The organism is Pseudomonas fuscovaginae SE-1, from assembly GCF_000364705.1.
GTDB classification, from domain to species: Bacteria; Pseudomonadota; Gammaproteobacteria; order Pseudomonadales; family Pseudomonadaceae; genus Aquipseudomonas; species Aquipseudomonas fuscovaginae_A.
The window spans coordinates 1-18,723 of sequence record NZ_AQOH01000146.1; the positions used below are offsets into that span (position 1 = coordinate 1).

The 18,723-nt window shown below is 64.2% G+C and carries 19 protein-coding genes; 11 read left to right on the forward strand and 8 right to left on the reverse strand.

Annotation, left to right across the window (positions count from 1 at the left end; genetic code table 11):
- Positions 1-122: 122 nt before the first annotated feature.
- Together hemH and K675_RS0115040 are read right to left on the reverse strand one after the other, a co-directional pair.
- The gene (gene hemH / locus K675_RS0115035; protein ID WP_017904331.1) at positions 123-1,154 is read right to left on the reverse strand and encodes a ferrochelatase; all 1,032 of its coding nucleotides are present in this window, start codon (positions 1,152-1,154) and stop codon (positions 123-125) included.
- A gap of 13 nt (positions 1,155-1,167) precedes the next feature.
- On the reverse strand, positions 1,168-2,070 hold the full coding sequence (locus K675_RS0115040) for a TIGR01777 family oxidoreductase (protein ID WP_026145214.1): 903 nt from the start codon (positions 2,068-2,070) through the stop codon (positions 1,168-1,170).
- A 189-nt stretch (positions 2,071-2,259) separates the two neighbouring features.
- Here K675_RS0115040 and K675_RS0115045 point away from each other — a divergent pair, with 189 nt between their 5' ends.
- The 10 genes from K675_RS0115045 (at position 2,260) to K675_RS0115090 (ending at position 11,439) form a co-directional block, all read left to right on the forward strand.
- Positions 2,260-3,246 carry an NAD(P)/FAD-dependent oxidoreductase gene (locus K675_RS0115045; RefSeq protein ID WP_017904333.1) on the forward strand — a complete coding sequence of 329 codons (987 nt, stop codon included), beginning with the start codon at positions 2,260-2,262 and terminating at the stop codon, positions 3,244-3,246.
- Positions 3,243-3,461 (forward strand): TIGR02450 family Trp-rich protein, encoded by a 219-nt coding sequence (locus tag K675_RS0115050; protein WP_017904334.1) that lies wholly within the window; start codon positions 3,243-3,245, stop codon positions 3,459-3,461. The genes K675_RS0115045 and K675_RS0115050 overlap by 4 nt, the downstream gene beginning before the upstream one ends.
- A gap of 113 nt (positions 3,462-3,574) precedes the next feature.
- Positions 3,575-4,543: a YbgA family protein gene (locus tag K675_RS0115055; RefSeq protein WP_026145215.1), complete on the forward strand. Its 969-nt coding sequence runs from the start codon at positions 3,575-3,577 to the stop codon at positions 4,541-4,543.
- Positions 4,544-4,545: 2 nt separating this feature from the next.
- A complete protein-coding gene (locus K675_RS0115060) occupies positions 4,546-5,481 on the forward strand; it encodes a MerR family transcriptional regulator (RefSeq protein WP_017904336.1) in 936 nt (311 codons plus the stop codon).
- A gap of 25 nt (positions 5,482-5,506) precedes the next feature.
- Entirely contained in the window at positions 5,507-6,952 is a 1,446-nt protein-coding gene (gene phrB / locus K675_RS0115065; protein WP_017904337.1) for a deoxyribodipyrimidine photo-lyase, read from the forward strand.
- Complete coding sequence (locus tag K675_RS0115070; protein ID WP_017904338.1) at positions 6,945-7,367, forward strand: nuclear transport factor 2 family protein; 423 nt, start codon at positions 6,945-6,947, stop codon at positions 7,365-7,367. The genes phrB and K675_RS0115070 overlap by 8 nt, the downstream gene beginning before the upstream one ends.
- The gene (locus tag K675_RS0115075; protein ID WP_017904339.1) at positions 7,364-8,146 is read left to right on the forward strand and encodes an SDR family NAD(P)-dependent oxidoreductase; all 783 of its coding nucleotides are present in this window, start codon (positions 7,364-7,366) and stop codon (positions 8,144-8,146) included. Before K675_RS0115070 ends, K675_RS0115075 begins: the two co-directional genes overlap by 4 nt.
- Positions 8,143-9,384: an NAD(P)/FAD-dependent oxidoreductase gene (locus K675_RS0115080; RefSeq protein WP_017904340.1), complete on the forward strand. Its 1,242-nt coding sequence runs from the start codon at positions 8,143-8,145 to the stop codon at positions 9,382-9,384. The genes K675_RS0115075 and K675_RS0115080 overlap by 4 nt, the downstream gene beginning before the upstream one ends.
- The gene (locus K675_RS0115085; protein WP_017904341.1) at positions 9,381-10,181 is read left to right on the forward strand and encodes a DUF1365 domain-containing protein; all 801 of its coding nucleotides are present in this window, start codon (positions 9,381-9,383) and stop codon (positions 10,179-10,181) included. The genes K675_RS0115080 and K675_RS0115085 overlap by 4 nt, the downstream gene beginning before the upstream one ends.
- Positions 10,168-11,439 (forward strand): SAM-dependent methyltransferase, encoded by a 1,272-nt coding sequence (locus K675_RS0115090; RefSeq protein WP_026145216.1) that lies wholly within the window; start codon positions 10,168-10,170, stop codon positions 11,437-11,439. Before K675_RS0115085 ends, K675_RS0115090 begins: the two co-directional genes overlap by 14 nt.
- A gap of 11 nt (positions 11,440-11,450) precedes the next feature.
- Here K675_RS0115090 and K675_RS0115095 read toward each other — a convergent pair whose 3' ends face one another.
- The 6 genes from K675_RS0115095 to hemA all read right to left on the reverse strand — a co-directional run bounded on the left by K675_RS0115095 (position 11,451) and on the right by hemA (position 16,810).
- Entirely contained in the window at positions 11,451-11,969 is a 519-nt protein-coding gene (locus K675_RS0115095; protein ID WP_017904343.1) for an acyloxyacyl hydrolase, read from the reverse strand.
- Positions 11,970-12,077: 108 nt separating this feature from the next.
- Complete coding sequence (gene murI, locus K675_RS0115100) at positions 12,078-12,869, reverse strand: glutamate racemase (protein WP_017904344.1); 792 nt, start codon at positions 12,867-12,869, stop codon at positions 12,078-12,080.
- Entirely contained in the window at positions 12,862-13,617 is a 756-nt protein-coding gene (locus tag K675_RS0115105) for a molybdopterin-synthase adenylyltransferase MoeB (protein WP_017904345.1), read from the reverse strand. The genes murI and K675_RS0115105 overlap by 8 nt, the downstream gene beginning before the upstream one ends.
- Positions 13,611-14,441, reverse strand: coding sequence for a peptide chain release factor N(5)-glutamine methyltransferase (prmC, locus tag K675_RS0115110; RefSeq protein WP_017904346.1), 831 nt, complete (start codon positions 14,439-14,441; stop codon positions 13,611-13,613). Before prmC ends, K675_RS0115105 begins: the two co-directional genes overlap by 7 nt.
- The gene (gene prfA, locus K675_RS0115115) at positions 14,442-15,524 is read right to left on the reverse strand and encodes a peptide chain release factor 1 (RefSeq protein ID WP_017904347.1); all 1,083 of its coding nucleotides are present in this window, start codon (positions 15,522-15,524) and stop codon (positions 14,442-14,444) included.
- Positions 15,521-16,810 carry a glutamyl-tRNA reductase gene (gene hemA, locus K675_RS0115120; RefSeq protein ID WP_017904348.1) on the reverse strand — a complete coding sequence of 430 codons (1,290 nt, stop codon included), beginning with the start codon at positions 16,808-16,810 and terminating at the stop codon, positions 15,521-15,523. The genes prfA and hemA overlap by 4 nt, the downstream gene beginning before the upstream one ends.
- 187 nt (positions 16,811-16,997) lie before the next feature.
- Between hemA and K675_RS0115125 the strand changes: the two genes are divergently transcribed.
- Positions 16,998-18,722, forward strand: a complete 1,725-nt coding sequence (locus K675_RS0115125) for a tetratricopeptide repeat protein (RefSeq protein ID WP_026145217.1) — start codon at positions 16,998-17,000, stop codon at positions 18,720-18,722.
- Position 18,723 lies beyond the last annotated feature (1 nt).

Below are 18,723 nucleotides of genomic sequence, written 5' to 3' on the forward strand. Positions count from 1 at the left end.
AAAATCAGACATCTCGTTCTACCTGACACAGCGCGCTTGCTGGTTTTAGGGGCGCTTCGCGCCCCAGCGCGGGCAAGCCCGCTCGCCACAAAAGCCCGTCTACCAAAAAGATGCGCCAGTCGTTAAGCCTTTACGGCCAATGGCGCCCGCTCACAGAGCGTGTTCAGCGCCACCGCCCACCGCGGGTCGTCGTTCAGGCACGGCACCAGTACCAACTCCTCGCCTCCCGCCTCGATGAACTGCTCGCGCCCACGATCCCCGATCTCCTCCAGAGTCTCGATGCAGTCGGCGACGAATGCCGGGCACATCACCAGCAGTTTCTTCACACCGGCCTTGGCCAACTCATCCAGGCGCGCCTCGGTGTAGGGCTCGATCCACTTCGCCCGCCCGAGCCGGGACTGGAACGATACCGACCACTGCCCCTGCGCCAAGCCCATGTGCTCGGCAAACGCCTGCGCCGTGCGCAGGCACTGGGCGCGGTAGCAGGTGGCGAGCACCGCTGGCGAAGCGTTACGGCAGCAGTCGGCGTCCTTGAGGCAGTGACTGCCCGTGGGGTCGAGCTTGGTCAGGTGGCGTTCCGGCAAGCCGTGGAAGCTCAGCAGCAAATGATCGAACCCCTGCTCCAAGTGCGGCCTGGCACTGGCGACCAACGCCTCGATGTATTCCGGCTGGTCGTAGAACGGTTGCAGGATGGAAAACTGCACGTCCAGCTTGCGCTCCCGGACCACCCGCCGCGCCTCTTCGATCACCGTGGTCACCGTACTGTCGGCAAACTGCGGATACAACGGCGCCAGCGTCACCTGGCGAATGCCCCGGGCAGCCAGCCGGGTCAGCGTCGATTCGAGTGACGGCTCGCCATAACGCATCGCCAGTTCCACCGGCCCATGCTGCCACTGCTCGGTCATGCGTTGTTGCAGACGTCGGCTCAACACCACCAGCGGCGAGCCCTCGTCCCACCAGATCGAGGCATAGGCATGAGCCGACTGCTCGGGCCGCTTGAGCAAAATCAGCGACACCAGCAGGCGCCGGATCGGCCAGGGCAGATCGATCACATACGGATCCATCAGAAACTGATTGAGATAGCGGCGCACGTCGGGCACCGAGGTGGAAGCCGGCGAGCCCAGGTTGACCAGTAGCAACGCGTGATCGGTCATGCAATGTCCTATATCAGAGGCGGCCCGACAGATCGTCGAGGGCCGCGGGCAGATCGGTAAACTGAAACTCGAATCCCGCCGCCAGCAAGCGCTTGGGCACAGCACGCTGGCCACCCAGCAACAACTGCGACAACTCGCCAAGGCCGAGCTTCAGGGCCGGCGCCGGCAACGGGATCAGGGCCGGGCGACGCAACACCCGGCCCAGGGCCCTGGCGAAGTCGCGATTGCGCACAGGCCTGGGCGCGCAGGCATTATAAGGACCGCTGGCATCGCTGCGGTGCAGAAGAAAATCAATCAGGGCGATTTGATCGCGCCAATGAATCCACGGCATCCACTGCCGACCGTTGCCGATCGGGCCGCCCAGGCATAGTTTGAACGGCAGCAGCAGGCGCGACAAAAAGCCGCCCTCGGCGGCCAGCACCAGGCCGGTTCGCAACAGCACCACGCGCATGCCCAGGGCCTGGGCGCGCTGCGCGGTCTCCTCCCAGGCGATGCACAACTGGCTGGCAAAATCCTCGCTGACCGGCGGCGAATCCTCCGTGAGCTCACGCTCACCACCATCGCCATACCAGCCCACCGCCGAACCGGACAGCAACACCGCCGGGCGTTGCTCGAGACCTTCGAGCCAGGCCAGCAGGGTTTCGGTCAACTGGATCCGGCTGTTCCACAGCAACGCCTTGCGTCGGTGCGTCCAGGGCCGCTCGGCAATCGGCGCACCAGCCAGGTTGACCACCGCGTCCAGCGGCTCGCCGGCCAGTTCCTCCAGGTGCCGCACACCCCGCACCTGCGCTCCGCACAAGCGGGCAACCTCCTCGGGACGGCGACTCCACACCGTCAGCCGATGCCCTTGCGCCGACCAGTGCTTGCACAACCGACGCCCGATCAAACCAGTACCGCCTGTCAGCAATATGTGCATGAGAGCGTCCTCGCGTAACGTTTCGCCAAGAGCGTTAGTCTACTTTTATAGGCAGGGCTCTTTTTCTTCTCGACTGTTTTAACAATAGGACAGCTTCAGACGACAGGGTGGTCGTGACTTATACCTAAAAATAAGATTGTACAGGTTTTACCGACGGCGTAGTCTGTGCAAACAGGTAACGAGGTCCCTATGACTGTACCTATCGCAATAATCGGTGCCGGTATCGCCGGCCTCTCGGCCGCCCGCGCGTTACACGATGCCGGGCATGCCATCGAGTTGTTCGACAAGAGCCGCGGCAGTGGCGGACGCATGTCGAGCAAGCGCAGCGACGCCGGTTCGCTGGACATGGGCGCCCAATACTTCACTGCCCGCGACCGGCGTTTCGTCAACGAAGTGCAGCGCTGGCAAGGCCATGGCTGGGTCGCCGAATGGGCGCCCAAGCTCTACACCTGGCAGAACGGCCAACTCAACCTGTCGCCGGACGAGCAGACCCGCTGGGTCGGCACCCCGCGCATGAGCGCCATCACCCGTGGCCTGCTCGGCGACCTGCACAGCCATTTCAGTTGCCGGATCACCGAAGTCTTCCGCGGCGAACGGCACTGGCACCTGCAGGATGCCGAAGGCGGTACCCACGGCCCGTTCAGCCATGTCGTGATCGCCACGCCGGCGCCCCAGGCCACCGCGCTGCTTGCTGCCGCACCAAAACTCGCCGGTGCCGCCGCCGGCGTGCAGATGGAGCCGACCTGGGCCGTCGCCCTGGCTTTCGAGAGCGCGCTGGAGACGCCGATGCAAGGCTGCTTCGTGCAGGACAGCCCACTCGACTGGCTGGCCCGCAACCGTAGCAAGCCGGGGCGCGACAACCGCCTCGACACCTGGGTGCTGCACGCCACCAGCAGTTGGAGCAAGCAACACCTGGACCTGTCCAAGGAGGCGGTGATCGAGCACCTGCACGGGGCCTTCGCCGAACTGCTGCACATCACCATGCCCGCCCCGGCCTTCACCCTCGCCCACCGCTGGCTCTATGCCCGACCGGCCGGCACCCGCGAATGGGGAGCACTCGCCGACGCCGACCTGGGCCTGTACGTATGCGGCGACTGGTGCATGTCCGGCCGGGTCGAAGGCGCCTGGCTCAGTGGCCAGGAAGCCGCTCGCCGACTGCTGGAACACCTGGCATGAACCGCATCAATCCGCGCAAGCTGCTGCTGTCGAAATGGACGGCAGCCCACCCGCAGAACCGGGAAAAACATTTTCTGGTTACCGAGTTGCTCCATGATGAAACCGGCACCCTGCTGCTGGAGCTCGAACTGCAGGCGGTACTGACTCGACGCAACCAGCGCATTCCCTGGCAGAACCTGCAGGACGCCGAACGATGGCGCATGGGTTGGCGATAAGCCGACCCGGGCAATCCTGTACAAATAATTTGACTTGTACAAGATAAAACCTATGATGAAATCTGGTTGTACAAGGATCAATCCTTGTACAAGTAAATCATCGAGGTTCCGCAATGTTCACGCCCAGCCCCTCTCGCCCCAAGCCAAGGATCGCCATCAGCGCCTGCCTGATGGGTGATGAAGTGCGCTACAACGGCGGACACAAGGAGTCGCGGTTGTGCAGCCGGATTCTCAGCGAACATTTCGATTTCGTTCCGGTCTGTCCGGAGATGGCGATCGGCCTCGGAACGCCCCGCGAACCGATCCGCCTGGTCGGTGACCCGGCGCAGCCCAGAGCGATAGGCACCGTTCACCCGGACAACGACGTCAGCCAGGCGCTGCGCGACTACGGCACACGCATGGCCGGCGAACTGACCGACATCTGCGGCTACATCTTCATGCAGAAATCTCCGTCCTGCGGGCTGGAACGGGTCAAGGTCTACCAGGATCGCGGACGTCCCGCCGAACACGCCGGTCGTGGCCTGTACGCCGCCGCCTTCTGCGCCCGCCACCCCGACCTGCCGGTCGAAGAAGAGGGGCGCCTGAACGACCCGGTCCTGCGCGAGAACTTCCTGACCAGAGTGCTGGCCTATGCCGACTGGCAGCAACTGCTCGCCGCCGGCCTGAACCGCCGTGCCCTGACCGACTTTCATTCACGGCACAAGTACCTGCTGATGGCCCACAACCCGGTGCAATACAAGGTGTTGGGACACCTGCTGGGCAGCATGGGCAAATCCGATGCGAACGAAATCGGCCCGCGCTACTTCAGCCAACTCATGGCGGCCCTGAAGAAATGCGCCACCCGCCGTACCCATACCAATGTCCTGCAACATCTGAGCGGCTATCTGAAACACTGCATCAGTGCCGAGGACAAGCAGGAAATGCAGCAGGTCATCAGCCAGTACCGCCTAGGCATCGTCCCGCTGGTGGTGCCGCTGACCCTGCTCAGGCATCACTTCCGCCAGTACCCCGATCCCTACGTGGGCTTGCAGGTCTACCTGCAACCCCATCCGGAAAACCTCAGCCTGCGCAACTCGATCTGATCATGTCAAATTCCATTCCCGAGGACGATGAGTCCTCTCCCGATTACGTCAGCGCCCTGGCCGCCGGCTGGCTGCCGATTCGCGAAGTTGCCCGGCAGACCGGCGTCAACGCCGTTACCCTGCGCGCCTGGGAGCGCCGCTATGGCCTGATCGTGCCCCATCGCACGGCCAAGGGGCATCGACTGTTCTCGGCCGAGCATGTGCAACGTATCCAGGCGATCCTGACCTGGTTGAACCGCGGCGTGGCGGTGCGCCAGGTCAAGCAGTTGCTCGACGCCCCGCAACCGCCCGTCGAAACACCGGAAAACGACTGGCACCGTCTGCACCAGGATCTGGTCCAGGCCATCGGCCGCCTGGACGAACGCCAGGTCGACGACCGCTTCAATCAGGCAATGTCGTTGTACCCACCGCGGACCGTCTGCGAACAACTGCTGATCCCGCTGCTGGCCGAACTCGAACAGCGTTGGCAGGGCCAGTTCGGTGGGCAGATGGAACGGGTGTTCTTTTATTCCTGGCTGCGCAGCAAGCTGGGCGCACGGATCTACCACAACAACCGCCAACTGAGGGGCAAGCCACTGTTACTGGTCAACCAGTCGGACCTGCCGCTCGAACCCCACCTGTGGCTGACCGCCTGGCTGGCGAGCAGCGCCGACTGCCCGGTGGAAGTCTTCGACTGGCCGGTGCCGCCCGGCGAGCTGGCATTGGCCGTCGAACAGCTCAAGGCCCGCGCGCTACTGCTGTACTCCAGCAAGGCCCTGAATCTGGCGGCACTGCCCAGGCTGATCAGCGGCATCGAACAACCCGTACTGATCGCCGGCACCTCGGTGTGCATCCACGTCAGCGAACTGTCCGCCTGCACCGACGAACATCCCGGTCTGAGCCTCGCCCAGGACCCACTGTCGGCCTGCCAGAACCTCACCCGACTCGGCCTGCTCTGATGCTCCGCGCCCCCAAGGAATGACCATGCAATTGTTCTGGCTGCGCACCGATCTGCGACTGCATGACAACACCGCTCTCAGCGCCGCCGCGAGCAGCGGACCAACGGTAGCGGTGTACCTGCTCACCCCCGGGCAATGGCTGGCCCATGACGACGCGCCGTGCAAGGTCGACTTCTGGCTGCGCAACCTGCGGGAGCTGGGCCAGGCGCTGGCGACGCTGAACATCCCGCTGCTGGTTCGCCACGCGGATACCTGGGATCAGGCCCCCGCCGTCCTGCTCGAACTGTGTCAGTCGCTGGGCGTCGATGCCATCCACGTAAACGAGGAGTACGGCGTACACGAAACCCGCCGCGACCGCGCCGTGGCCAAGGCCGTCGGAGCCTACGGCATTGCCTTCCACAGCCACCTCGACCAGTTGTTCTTCCGCCCGGGCAGCGTCCTGACCCGCACCGGCGGCTACTTCCAGGTCTTCAGCCAGTTCCGCAAGGTCTGCTACAGCCGCCTGCATGGCGCCCTGCCGGCGCTGGTCGCGACACCTGCACCGCAGGCGCCGCTGCCACTGGACAGCGATCCGATCCCCAGCGCGATCGACGGCTTCGCCTGCCCGCCCCAGACCCTGCGCGACCTCTGGCCGGCCGGAGAGAACGAAGCCCGGCGACGCCTGGACACCTTTGCCGACCAGCAGATCGACTACTACCAGAGCGAACGTGACTTCCCGGCCAAGCCCGGCACCAGCCAGCTCTCCGCCTACCTCGCCGCCGGCGTGGTGTCGCCGCGCCAATGCCTGCACGCCGCCCTGCTGAGCAACCAGGGGGAGTTCGACAGCGGCAATACCGGCGTTGTCACCTGGATCAGCGAACTGCTCTGGCGCGAGTTCTACAAACATATCCTGGCCGGCTATCCGCGGGTTTCACGCCATCGTGCGTTCCGTCCGGAGACCGAGGCCGTGGCCTGGCGCCATGCACCGCAGGACCTGGAGGCCTGGCAACAGGGCCGTACCGGCCTGCCGATCATCGATGCCGCCATGCGCCAACTGCTCGAAACCGGCTGGATGCACAACCGCCTGCGCATGGTGGTGGCGATGTTCCTGACCAAGAACCTGCTGATCGACTGGCGCGAAGGCGAGCGCTTCTTCATGCGCCACCTGATCGACGGTGATCTGGCGGCCAATAACGGCGGCTGGCAGTGGAGTGCCTCCACGGGCACCGACTCGGCCCCCTACTTCCGCATCTTCAACCCGATCAGCCAGTCGCAGAAGTTCGACAGCGAAGGCCTGTTCATCAAGCACTGGCTGCCGGAACTGGCCGGCCTGAACAAAAGAGATGTGCACAACCCGGCCGCCCTCGGCGGCCTGTTCGGCGTGGCCGGTTATCCACAGCCGATCGTCGACCTGGCGAGCAGCCGCGACCGCGCCCTGGCGGCCTTCAAGAACCTGCCATCGCGCCTTGAAGCGGGAGACGCGCATGAGTGAATTCCTGCATGACTTCGCCCGGCGCTTCTGCGCCCTGGACAAGCACAACCTGGTACTGCTCGATGAACTGTACAGCGAGGACGTGCAATTCACCGACCCGCTGCATCAGGTGAGCGGCCTACCGGCGCTGCGGAGTTACTTCGCCGATCTGTATAGCAACATCAGCGAGCTGGCGTTCGACTTCCACGCTTTCGACACGGTTCGTGAAGGCGAAGGCTATCTGCGCTGGAACATGGGCTATCGCCACCCCAGGCTGGCCAAGGGCCGGCTGATTCAGGTCGAGGGCTGTTCCCATCTGCTCTGGAGCGAAAAGGTCTACCGCCATCGGGACTATTTCGATGCCGGCGCCCTGCTCTACGACCACCTGCCGGTACTCGGCTGGGCCACCGCATGGCTGAAAAGGAGAATGACATGAGCACGAAGCTCCCCCGGCGCATCTGGCTGACGGGCGCCAGCAGCGGTATCGGTGCCGCCATGGCCGAGGTACTGCTGCGCGACGGCGCACGACTGGCCGTCAGCGCACGCAACGAGCAGGTCCTCGACGAGCTCGGCGCGCGTTATCCCGGGCAGGTGCTGACAGTGCCCGGCGATCTGACCGACAGCCAGCAGGTCCGCGAGATCGGTGAGCGCATCAGCCAGGCCTGGGGCGCCCTCGACAGCGTGATTCTCAATGCCGGCACCTGTGAGTACATCGATGCCCGGGAGTTCGACGCCTCGGTGATCGAGCGCGTGGTGCGTACCAACCTGCTTGCCAGCAGCTACTGCATCGAAACCGCCCTGCCATTGCTGCGCGCCGGAACCCGCCCCCACCTGGTCGGTATCGCCAGCGCGGTGACCTTCCTGCCGCTGCCCCGCGCCGAAGCCTACGGAGCCTCGAAAGCCGGGATGCGCTACCTGTTCGAATCGTTGCGCATCGACCTGGCCCACGAGGGAATCGACGTCACCATTGTCAGCCCCGGCTTCGTCGACACGCCACTGACCCGCAAGAACGACTTCCCCATGCCACTGAGCTGGCCGGCCGACAAGGCCGCCGAGCATATCTGCGAGAGGCTGCCCAGGCGGCCGCTGGAAATCGCCTTTCCGGCCCTGTTCATGGCCGGGCTCTGGCCGTTGTCGCGACTGCCCAAACGCCTGCAACTGGCAATCGGCAAGCGCATGGCGCGCAACGGCCAGAAGACTGGAGACCGTCCATGAAAATCGCCCTGATCGGCAGCGGCATCTCCGGCCTGACCTGCGCCTACCTGCTCAAGCGCAGGCACTCGATCACGCTGTTCGAGGCCGCCGACTGGATCGGCGGCCATACCCACACGGTCGACGTCACGGTCGACGGCCAACGCCACGCCATCGACACCGGCTTCATCGTCTTCAACGACTGGACCTACCCGAACTTCATCCGCCTGCTCGACCAGCTCGGCGTCAGCCACAAGCCCACCGAAATGAGCTTCTCGGTACATGACCCGGCGACCCGCCTGGAGTACAACGGCAACAACCTCAACAGCCTGTTCGCCCAGCGCGGCAACCTGCTGTCACCCAGGTTCTGGGGCATGTTGCGCGATATCCTGCGCTTCAACCGCCAGGCCCTGGCCGACCTCGAACAGCAGCGCATCGCCGCCGATACCACCCTCGGTGCCTACCTGCGCAACGGCCGCTACGGCGAACGCTTCATCCAGCACTACATCGTACCGATGGGCGCGGCGATCTGGTCGATGTCACTGGCGGACATGCTCGGTTTCCCGCTGCAGTTCTTCATTCGCTTCTTCAAGAACCATGGCCTGCTGTCGGTCAACGACCGTCCGCAGTGGCGGGTGATCGAAGGTGGTTCGAGCAGCTATGTCGCACCGCTGACGGCCAGCTTCCGCGAGAACATCCGCCTGAACTGTCCGGTAACCCGGGTCGAGCGCGACGAGCAGGGCGTCGTCATCCACAGCGCCGCCGGCAGCGAACGCTTCGACAAGGTGGTGTTCGCCTGCCATAGCGATCAGGCCCTCAGACTGCTGGCCGAGCCGAGCGCGGTCGAACGGCAGATCCTCGGTGCCCTGCCCTACGCCGACAACGAGGTGGTGCTGCACACCGACACCCGCCTGCTGCCGCAGCGCCCACTGGCCTGGGCCAGTTGGAACTATCGCCTCGGCGGCCAGCGCCAGGCGGCAGTGACCTACAACATGAACATTCTCCAGGGCATCGCCAGCGACACAACCTTCTGCGTCAGCCTCAACCAGAGCGCCGATATCGACCCTCGCAAAATCCTGGCCCGCTACACCTACGCCCACCCGCAATACAACCTGGCCGCCATCGCCGCGCAGCAGCGCTGGGAGGAATTACATGGCGATCGTCATACCTATTATTGCGGTGCCTACTGGGCCAACGGTTTCCACGAAGATGGGGTGAACAGCGCCCTGCGGGTCGCCGAAGCCTTCGGTGAGCGGCTATGAACAGCGCGCTGTACAGCGGCTGGATCAGCCATCGGCGCTTTGCCCCGCGACACCATGCCTTCCGTTACCGGATCGGCCTGCTGTACCTGGATCTCGCCGAACAGGACAGCGTCCTCGGTTTGTCGCCCCTGGCCGGCCGCAGTCGCTTCGCGCCCTTCGACTGGCGCGAGACCGACCACCTGTGCGCCTTCACCCGCCAGGGCATGCCGCTGATCGAAGCGGTGCGCCAACAGGTCGCCCTCGCCCTGGGACAGGCTCCGCAAGGCGCCGTGCGCCTGCTGACCCAACCGCGCAGTTGGGGCCTGTCGTTCAACCCGGTGAGCTTCTTCTATTGCTTCGACCGTGATGATCGCCTGGCGGCGATTCTCTGCGAAGTCACCAATACCCCCTGGGGCGAACGCTACCACTACGTACTCGCGGCCAGCGGCGAGGGCCACCAGCATGTCACGGCGACGAAATCCTTCCATGTCTCGCCGTTCCTGCCCCGCGACCTGCAATACCGCATGAGTTTCAGCCAGCCCGCCGAACGACTCGGGGTGCACATGTCCGACTGGCAGGGCGACCTGAAACTGTTCGACGCCACGCTCGACCTGCAACGCGAGCCCCTGAACCGTGCCAGCCTGCATCGTCACCTCTGGCGTTTCCCCTGGATGAGCGCCAAGACCTGCCTGTCGATCTACTGGCAGGCGCTGCGCCTGCTGCTCAAGCGTACGCCCATTTTCTCCCACCAGGCTGCCGAGGGCACCTTCGGCATCGCCACCGCGCCAAACAAGGAACAACCCCATGAAAAGTTCTAGCCTGGTGACCAGGAGCAATCTATTGAGCGCCAACCGCCTGAGCACCGGCCTGTTGCGCCGCGGCGTGCTGCGCCTGTTGAACTCGTTGCGTCACGGCCAACTGCTGCTGGTCGAGAACGGCGAACGCCAGTTGTTCGGCACACCCGGCCACGGCCTGCTGGGAGAGATCCACATCCAGGACCCGGCGGTCTGGGGCCTGGTCGCCGGCAACGGCTCGATCGGGGCCGGCGAGGCCTTCATCCATGGCTACTGGACCAGCCCGGACCTGACCGCGGTGATCCGTGTGTTCGTCAGCAACCTCGATGTGCTCGACGCCATGGAAGGCGGCCTGGCTCGCCTCGGGCGGCCTTTCATCCAGGCGCTGCACTGGTTCAATCGCAACACCCGCAAAGGTTCGCGCAAGAACATCGCGGCCCACTACGACCTGGGCAACGACCTGTTCGAACAGTTTCTCGATCCGACCATGATGTATTCGGCGGCGCAGTTCGCAAGCCCCGAAGACAGCCTGGAACAGGCCCAGCTGAACAAGCTGGAGCGCATCTGCCAGAAACTGGCACTGAAGCCGGACGACCACCTGCTGGAAATCGGCACCGGCTGGGGCAGCATGGCCATCCATGCCGCCCAACACTATGGCTGCAAGGTCACCACGACCACACTGTCGCGTGAACAACTGGCCTACACCCGGCAACGTGTCGAGGCCCTGGGCCTGCAAGATCGGATCACCCTGCTGCTGGAAGACTACCGGGATCTCACCGGCCAGTACGACAAGCTGGTTTCCATCGAAATGATCGAAGCCGTCGGCCACCGTTTCCTGCCCGGCTACTTCCGCCAATGCGCGCGCCTGCTCAAGAAAGACGGGCTGATGCTGCTGCAAAGCATCACCATCCGCGAACAGCGCTATGAACAGGCCAGGAACAGCGTCGACTTCATCCAGCGCTACATCTTTCCCGGCGGAGCACTGCCCAGCGTACAGAAGCTGCTCGAAGGCGTCGGCCAGCACACCGACATGAACCTGCTGCACATGGAGGACTTCGGCCTGCACTACGCGCGCACGCTGCGCCTGTGGCACGAGAACTTCCAGCGGGCCCATCCGCGCCTGGCCGAACTGGGCTACGACGAATACTTCCTGCGCCTGTGGGAATTCTATCTGTGCTACTGCGAAGGGGGATTCCTCGAACGTACCCTGGGCACCGCGCAACTGCTGCTGGCCAAACCGGCGGCACGGCCACAGCCGTTGCTCGGGCGCTTCGAGGACTGAACGGCGAACCGCTACAGCGGCAGGGTGTAATGCAGGGCGTAGCTCTCGATACCGTCGTTCGGCTGACGGATACTGGCGTTGGAATAATGGGTGGCACGAATCCCCACCTCATGCCCGCCAGCAAAACGCAGGCCGACACCGATCCGGTCCTCGAACTGGAACGCCGTGCCCAGCCGGTTGCCTTCGACTTGCGTATGGTCGAACACCGCCACGCCGATGCCCGCCTCGATGTAGGGTTTGACCGATGCCCCGGAAAACTCGTACACGAATACAGGCGAGAACGACAGGCTGTGGTTACTCGACGCGGTGTAGCCATCCCAGTAGGTGTAGGCGCCATTCCAGTAGCCGGTCAGACGCCCGACATCGCTTTGCCACCAGCTTTTATCCCAGTCCCATTGCAGACCCAGCCGGTAGGTCTGGGTCGACTTGCCGGTCTGACCGACCGAAAACTCGACACCGGCCGCGTGAGCCGTCACACCGTACAACAGGGTGGTGGCCGTCAATGCGGCCACGCAGAGCAAGCTCTTCATCAGAAATATCCTATTTCAAATGGATGTTTAACAGCGAGAAGGACCTTCAGTAGAAATCTGGCGTGAGCCAGAAGTTCAGCGAATTCTGGCGATTTTCGCTGGGCGTTCCTAGCACCGAAAGCTATCTACACTGCTAGGCTTATTCCATAGCAGGGGCAGGATGTTTCCAAGATGATACGGATCAGCACTGGTCCAGAACCGCGCTTCGCGGGCCGGGCCCGCGGACAGCAGGTCGCGGGCCTGCAACAGGCGCTGGAGTTGGCGGGCTACTGCTGCACCGGTGTCGATCAGGCTGATGGAGGCCGGAATCATTTCCAGCAGCAACGGTTTGAGGAAGGGATAGTGGGTGCAACCCAAGATGATCGTGTCGCAACCCGCCGCCAGCAACGGCTCGACATAGCTGGCCAGCAACTGACGCAATGCCTGGCTGTGCAGGTCGCCGGCCTCAATCATCTCCACCAGGCCGGGACAGGGCTGGGTGACCACTCGCACATCACTGGCGAAGCGGTCGAGCAAGGCAGCGAACTTGGCGCTCTGCAAGGTACCGGTGGTGGCCAGCACCCCGACCACGCCACTGCGGGTGGCCGCCGCAGCCGGCTTGACGGCGGGTTCCATGCCCACCAGCGGCCAGTCCGGATAACGCTGGCGCAGGTCGGCCACGCCGGCGACGGTGGCGGTATTGCAGGCGATCACCAGCGCCTTGGCGCCCTGCTCACGCAGGAAGGCGGCAATCACCTCGCAACGCTGGCGAATGTATTCCGGGCTTTTTTCGCCATAGGGGATATGCCCGCAGTCGGCGACGTACAGCAGCGACTCGTTGGGCAGCAAGGCGTGGATTTCATTGAGCACCGACAGGCCGCCGACACCCGAGTCGAACACCCCGACTGGCGCCTCACGCATGACGGCCACCACAGACGGCGCACTGCGGGTCGCGCTTGACCCGCAGCTCGCGGAACTTGCTGCTCAAGGCATCGACCAGCAGCAGACGCCCCACCAGCGGTTCGCCAAAACCGGCGAGCAGCTTCAGTGCCTCCAGGGCTTGCAGGCTACCGACCAGCCCCACCAACGGGCCGACCACCCCGGCCTCACTGCAGGTCAGTTCGGCTTCGCTGCCGTGACCGTACAGGCAGTGGTAGCAGGGGCTGTCGGCGCGACGCGGGTCGAAGACCGACAACTGGCCTTCAAGGCGAATCGCCGCGCCACTGACCAGCGGCTTGGCGGCGGCCACGCAGGCGGCGTTGACCGCTTCGCGGGTGGCAAAGTTGTCGCAGCAATCGAGTACCAGGTCGACGCCAGCGATGACCGCGCCCAGGCTGTCTTCATCCAGGGCCTGGCGATGAGCGACCAGGCCTATCTCGGGGTTGAGCGCGGCCAGCCGGCGCAGCGCCGAGTCGACCTTGCTCGAACCGACGCTGTCGGTGTCGTGGATGATCTGGCGCTGCAGGTTGGTCAGGTCGACACTGTCGAAATCCGCCAAGTGCAACTCGCCCACGCCGGCGGCGGCCAGGTACAGGGCGACCGGGGCACCGAGACCTCCGAGACCGACGATCAGCACCCGGCTATGTTTGAGGCGCAACTGGCCATCGATATCGACCTGTCGCAGCAGGATCTGCCGGCTATAGCGCAACAGTTCCTGGTCGTTCAGCACGACAGTTGCCCCAGGCTGAGGCGCTGGTGACCGCCCAGGTCAGTGCGGCTGTGCACCTCACTGAAACCTTGCGCCGCCAGCAGCTCGCGCACGGCCTCGGCCTGGTCGTAACCGTGTTCGAGCAGCAACCAGCCACCGGCTTCCAGATGAGCGGGAGCCTGGGCAATGATCGTGCGCAGGTCATCCAGACCGTCGGCGCCGGCGACCAGGGCACTGGCCGGTTCGAAGCGCACATCACCCTCGACCAGATGCGGGTCGGCTGCGGCGATGTAGGGCGGGTTGCTGATGATCAGTTGAAAACGCAGGCCTTGCAGGGCGCTGAACCAGTGGCTGTGCAGTACCGTGGCGTTACCCAGGCCCAGACGCTCGCGGTTGCGTTCGGCCAGGGCCACCGCCTCCGGCACTCGGTCCACCGCGGTGACCTGCCAACCCGGACGCTCGTTGGCCAGGGCCAGGGCGATCGCCCCGGTACCGGTGCCGAGGTCGAGCACCTGCGCCGGGGTCGCCGGCAACAGTTCGAGCGCAGCTTCCACCAGCAGCTCGGTATCCGGTCGTGGAATCAGGGTATGGGGCGCGACTTCCAGATCGAGCTTCCAGAAGCCCTGCTGGCCAAGAATGTAGGCAACCGGCTCGCCACCCCGGCGGCGCTGGAGGAACTCGCCGAAGGTCTGCGCGTCTTCGCTGCTGACGATCTTCTCCGGCCAGGTGTGCAGGTAACTGCGGGACTTGCCCAAGGCCGCCGCCAGCAGCAACTCGGCGTCCAGGCGCGCGGTTGGAGAGTCGGGCAGTTCGGCGGCGCGCAGCAGGCTGGCGATAATCGTCATTCAATCACCCAGTGCCGCCAGTTGATCAGCCTGGTATTCGGCCAAAAGCGGTTCGATCACCGCCTCGACACCACCGGCCATGATTTCATCCAGGGAGTACAGGGTCAGGTTGACACGATGGTCGGTGACCCGCCCCTGCGGGAAGTTGTAGGTACGGATGCGTTCGGAACGGTCGCCAGAACCCACCAGCAGCTTGCGCTCGCTGGCGATCGCATTGGCGGCGGCGCTGGCCTGCTGGTCGTTGAGCTTGGCCGACAGCCAGGCCATGGCCCGCGCGCGGTTCTTGTGCTGGGAACGCTCTTCCTGGCACTCGACCACGATCCCCGACGGGATATGGGTGATGCGGATCGCCGAATCGGTCTTGTTCACATGCTGGCCGCCCGCCCCCGAGGAACGGTAGGTGTCGATGCGCAGGTCCGCCGGGTTGATCTCGATGGCTTCCTGTTCGTCCGGCTCGGGCAGCACCGCCACGGTGCAGGCCGAGGTGTGGATACGGCCCTGGGATTCGGTGGCCGGTACCCGCTGCACCCGGTGGGCGCCGGATTCGAATTTCAGCTTGCCATAGACGTTCTCGCCTTCGACCCGGGCGATGACCTCTTTATAGCCGCCATGCTCGCCCTCGCTCTCCGAGAGGATTTCCACTCGCCAGCCACGCTTCTCGGCGTAGCGCGAGTACATACGGAACAGGTCGCCGGAGAAGATCGCCGCCTCGTCGCCGCCGGTACCGGCACGGATTTCGAGGAACACGTTACGCCCGTCGTTGGGGTCCTTGGGCAGCAGCATGCGTTGCAGGGTCGATTCCAGCTCGACCAGTTGTTCCCTGGCCTCGCGGGCTTCCTCGACCGCCATCTCGCGCAGGTCCGGGTCGCTGTCCTTGAGCAGCGCCTGGGCCCCCTCGAGATCCGCCTGCACCTTCAGCACCTGCTGGTAGGCCGCGACGATCGGCTCGACCTCGGCGTACTCCTTGGAATAGGCGCGGAACTTGGCCTGGTCGGCAATGACTTCGCCATCGCCGAGCAAGGCGGTCAGTTCCTCGAAACGGTCCTGGAGGACGTCCAGTTTTTTGAGCAGTGACGCTTTCATTGCGGTTTCTTATCCGAAAAGCTATCCGATGGGCCCTCTCGGAGGGCAAAGAGTTCCTGCGCCATGGCCAGCGCATCGAGACGGCCTTCGGCGGACAACTTCTTCAGTTGCACACTGGGCGCATGCATCAACTTGTTGGTCAGGCCGCGGGCCAATTGCATCAGCACCTCTTCGGCGCTGTTGCCGTTGGCCAGCAGACGCTGGGCCTTTTGCAATTCTTCGTCACGCAGACGTTCACTCTGCTGGCGGTAGGCACGCAGCACATCCACCGCGGCCAGCTCGCGCAGGCGCGCCATGAAATCCTCGACACCGCTGCTCACCAGCTCTTCGGCCGCCTGCGCGGCACCTTGCCGGCTCTTGAGGTTTTCGGCGACCACTTCGTGGAGATCGTCGACGGTATACAGGTAAACGTCGTCCAACTCGCCGACTTCCGGCTCGATATCCCGAGGAACCGCGATATCGACCATGAAGATCGGCTTGTGCTTGCGCAGCTTCAGCGCGCTTTCCACCGCGCCCTTGCCGAGAATCGGCAACTGGCTGGCGGTGGAGCTGATCACGATGTCGCTGTGCACCAGCTCCTGAGGAATATCCGCCAGCAGCACGGCATGGGCACCGAACTCTTCGGCGAGGGTCTTGGCCCGCTCCAGGGTCCGGTTGGCGACCACAATCCGCTTGACGCCCTGCTCATGCAGGTGACGGGCGACCAGGGTGATGGTCTCACCGGCGCCGATCAGCAACGCGGTACTGCGCTGCAGGTCGCTGAAAATCTGTTTCGCCAGGCTGACAGCGGCAAACGCCACCGACACCGGGTTCTCGCCGATGGCGGTATCGGTGCGCACCTGCTTGGCGGCACTGAAAGTAGCCTGGAACAACCGCCCGAGCAGCGGGCCGACGGTACCCGCTTCCCGCGCCACGGCGTAGGCCGACTTCATCTGGCCGAGAATCTGCGGCTCGCCGAGCACCAGCGAATCCAGCCCGGAGGCCACACGCATCATGTGACGAACGGCCGCATCATCTTCGTGCACATAGGCACTGGCGCGCAGCTCTTCCAGACTCAGGTGGTGATAATCGGCCAGCCAGCGCAGGACCGTTTCCGCCGCCAGGTGATCCTGCTCTATATACAGTTCACTGCGATTGCAGGTGGAGAGGATCGCGGCCTCCCGGCTGTCGGTCAGACGGCAGAGCTGCTGCAGCGCCTCCACCAACTGTTCGGGAGTGAACGCCACGCGCTCGCGCACGTCTACGGAGGCCGTCTTGTGGTTGATGCCAAGTGCGAGGAAGGCCATTCAAGGTCGCTGATGATGTCGAGAAGCCGACAATTGTCCTACTTCACCCGGTTCAGAACAACCACCGCCGACTATTGTCATAATCAAACGTTGCTATTAATGCCCCCCGGTGAGCGGTCTCGGGTATGGTTCTGCCCACCGCTTGTGTCATGATGGCCCGACCGCAGGTTAGTTGCCCTTCTCCCCTATGAATAGATCGTCCGCGTTGCTTCTCGCTTTTGTCGTCCTCAGCGGCTGCCAGTCCCTGGCCCCCGTATCGCCGGGCCACACGCCACCGGCCGAGGAAACCACGACGGCCCCGGAAAAGCCCAAGGTCTACGGCTCCTTCAGTGAAGACACGGTCTTCAGCCTGCTGAGCGCGGAACTGGCCGGGCAACGAAATCGCTTCGATATCGCCCTGGACAATTATGTCACCCAGGCGATCAACACCCAGGACCCGGGCATTTCCGAGCGGGCCTTCCGCATCGCCGAGTACCTGGGCGCGGACCAGGCGGCCCTCGATACCTCGCTGATCTGGGCGAAAAACGCCCCGGACGACCTCGAGGCGCAGCGCGCGGCCGCCATCCAGCTGGCCCGCGGCGGGCGCTATGACGACTCCATGATCTATATGGAGAAGGTCCTGCAGGGCAAGGGCGATACCCATTTCGACTTCCTCGCGCTGTCGGCCGCCGACACCGACCAGGACACCCGCAACGGCCTGATGAAGAGCTTCGACCGCCTGCTGGTCAAGCACCCGAAGAACAGCCAGCTGATTTTCGGCAAGGCCCTGCTGCTGCAACAGGATGGCGACAATCAGGGCGCCCTGACGCTGCTGGAGAACAATCCGCCGGAAGACGGCGAGATCGCCCCGCTGCTGTTGCGTGCCCGCCTGCTGCAGAACCTCAATCGCGGCAAGGAAGCGATTCCGCTGCTGGAAAAAAGCATCAGGAAATACCCTGAAGACAAGCGCCTGCGTCTGACCTACGCACGCATGCTGGTCGAACAGGACCGCATGGCCGATGCCAAGGTGCAGTTCTCCAACCTGGTCCAGCAGTATCCGGAAGATGACGAGCTGCGCTTCTCCCTGGCGCTGGTCTGCCTGGAAGCCAAGGCCTGGGATGAGGCCAAGGGTTACCTTGAGGAACTGATCGCCCGTGACAGCCACGTCGACTCCGCCCACCTGAACCTGGGCCGCATCGCCGAGGAGAAGAACGACCCGCAAGGCGCCCTGGAGGAGTACGAGCAGGTCGGCGCGGGCAACGACTATCTGCCAGCCCAACTGCGTCAGACCGACATCCTGGTCACCAGCGGCCGGGGCGCCGAAGCCTCGAAGCAACTCGCCGCCGCCCGCGACGAGCAACCGGACTACGCGATCCAGCTGTACCTGATCGAAGCCGAGATCTTCTCCGCCAACAATCAGGGCGAGCAGGCCTGGAAAGTCCTGCAACAGGCGCTGCTGCAGTATCCTGACGACCTGAACCTGCTTTATACCCGCGCCATGCAGGCGGAAAAACGCAACGACCTGGCCCAGATGGAAAAGGACCTGCGGGCGATTCTCAAACGCGAGCCGGACAACGCCATGGCGCTCAACGCCCTGGGCTACACCCTCTCCGATCGCACCACCCGCTACGCCGAAGCCAAGGAACTGATCGAAAAGGCGCACCAGTTGAACCCGGAAGATCCCGCCGTGCTCGACAGCCTTGGCTGGGTCAATTTCCGCCTGGGCAACCTCGACGAAGCCGAACGTCTGCTGCGCCAGGCCCTGGAGCGCTTCCCCGACCAGGAGGTCGCGGCGCACCTGGGCGAAGTCCTGTGGGCCAATGGCAAGCAGGGCGAAGCCCGGAAAATCTGGGGCAAGTTCCTCAAGGACCAGCCCGACAGCCCCATCCTGCGTGGCACCATCAAACGCCTGACCGGTTCCGAGACTCTTTAAA

Coding starts and splice junctions, on each gene's coding strand:
- K675_RS0115085 (WP_017904341.1), top strand. CDS start 9,381: ATGAACAGCGCGCTGTACAGCGGCTGGATCAGCCATCGGCGCTTTGCC.
- prmC (WP_017904346.1), bottom strand. CDS start 14,441: ATGACGATTATCGCCAGCCTGCTGCGCGCCGCCGAACTGCCCGACTCT.
- K675_RS0115090 (WP_026145216.1), top strand. CDS start 10,168: ATGAAAAGTTCTAGCCTGGTGACCAGGAGCAATCTATTGAGCGCCAAC.
- phrB (WP_017904337.1), top strand. CDS start 5,507: ATGCAATTGTTCTGGCTGCGCACCGATCTGCGACTGCATGACAACACC.
- K675_RS0115095 (WP_017904343.1), bottom strand. CDS start 11,969: ATGAAGAGCTTGCTCTGCGTGGCCGCATTGACGGCCACCACCCTGTTG.
- prfA (WP_017904347.1), bottom strand. CDS start 15,524: ATGAAAGCGTCACTGCTCAAAAAACTGGACGTCCTCCAGGACCGTTTC.
- K675_RS0115040 (WP_026145214.1), bottom strand. CDS start 2,070: ATGCACATATTGCTGACAGGCGGTACTGGTTTGATCGGGCGTCGGTTG.
- K675_RS0115080 (WP_017904340.1), top strand. CDS start 8,143: ATGAAAATCGCCCTGATCGGCAGCGGCATCTCCGGCCTGACCTGCGCC.
- K675_RS0115050 (WP_017904334.1), top strand. CDS start 3,243: ATGAACCGCATCAATCCGCGCAAGCTGCTGCTGTCGAAATGGACGGCA.
- murI (WP_017904344.1), bottom strand. CDS start 12,869: ATGCGTGAGGCGCCAGTCGGGGTGTTCGACTCGGGTGTCGGCGGCCTG.
- K675_RS0115055 (WP_026145215.1), top strand. CDS start 3,575: ATGTTCACGCCCAGCCCCTCTCGCCCCAAGCCAAGGATCGCCATCAGC.
- K675_RS0115045 (WP_017904333.1), top strand. CDS start 2,260: ATGACTGTACCTATCGCAATAATCGGTGCCGGTATCGCCGGCCTCTCG.
- K675_RS0115070 (WP_017904338.1), top strand. CDS start 6,945: ATGAGTGAATTCCTGCATGACTTCGCCCGGCGCTTCTGCGCCCTGGAC.
- hemA (WP_017904348.1), bottom strand. CDS start 16,810: ATGGCCTTCCTCGCACTTGGCATCAACCACAAGACGGCCTCCGTAGAC.
- K675_RS0115060 (WP_017904336.1), top strand. CDS start 4,546: ATGTCAAATTCCATTCCCGAGGACGATGAGTCCTCTCCCGATTACGTC.
- K675_RS0115075 (WP_017904339.1), top strand. CDS start 7,364: ATGAGCACGAAGCTCCCCCGGCGCATCTGGCTGACGGGCGCCAGCAGC.
- hemH (WP_017904331.1), bottom strand. CDS start 1,154: ATGACCGATCACGCGTTGCTACTGGTCAACCTGGGCTCGCCGGCTTCC.
- K675_RS0115125 (WP_026145217.1), top strand. CDS start 16,998: ATGAATAGATCGTCCGCGTTGCTTCTCGCTTTTGTCGTCCTCAGCGGC.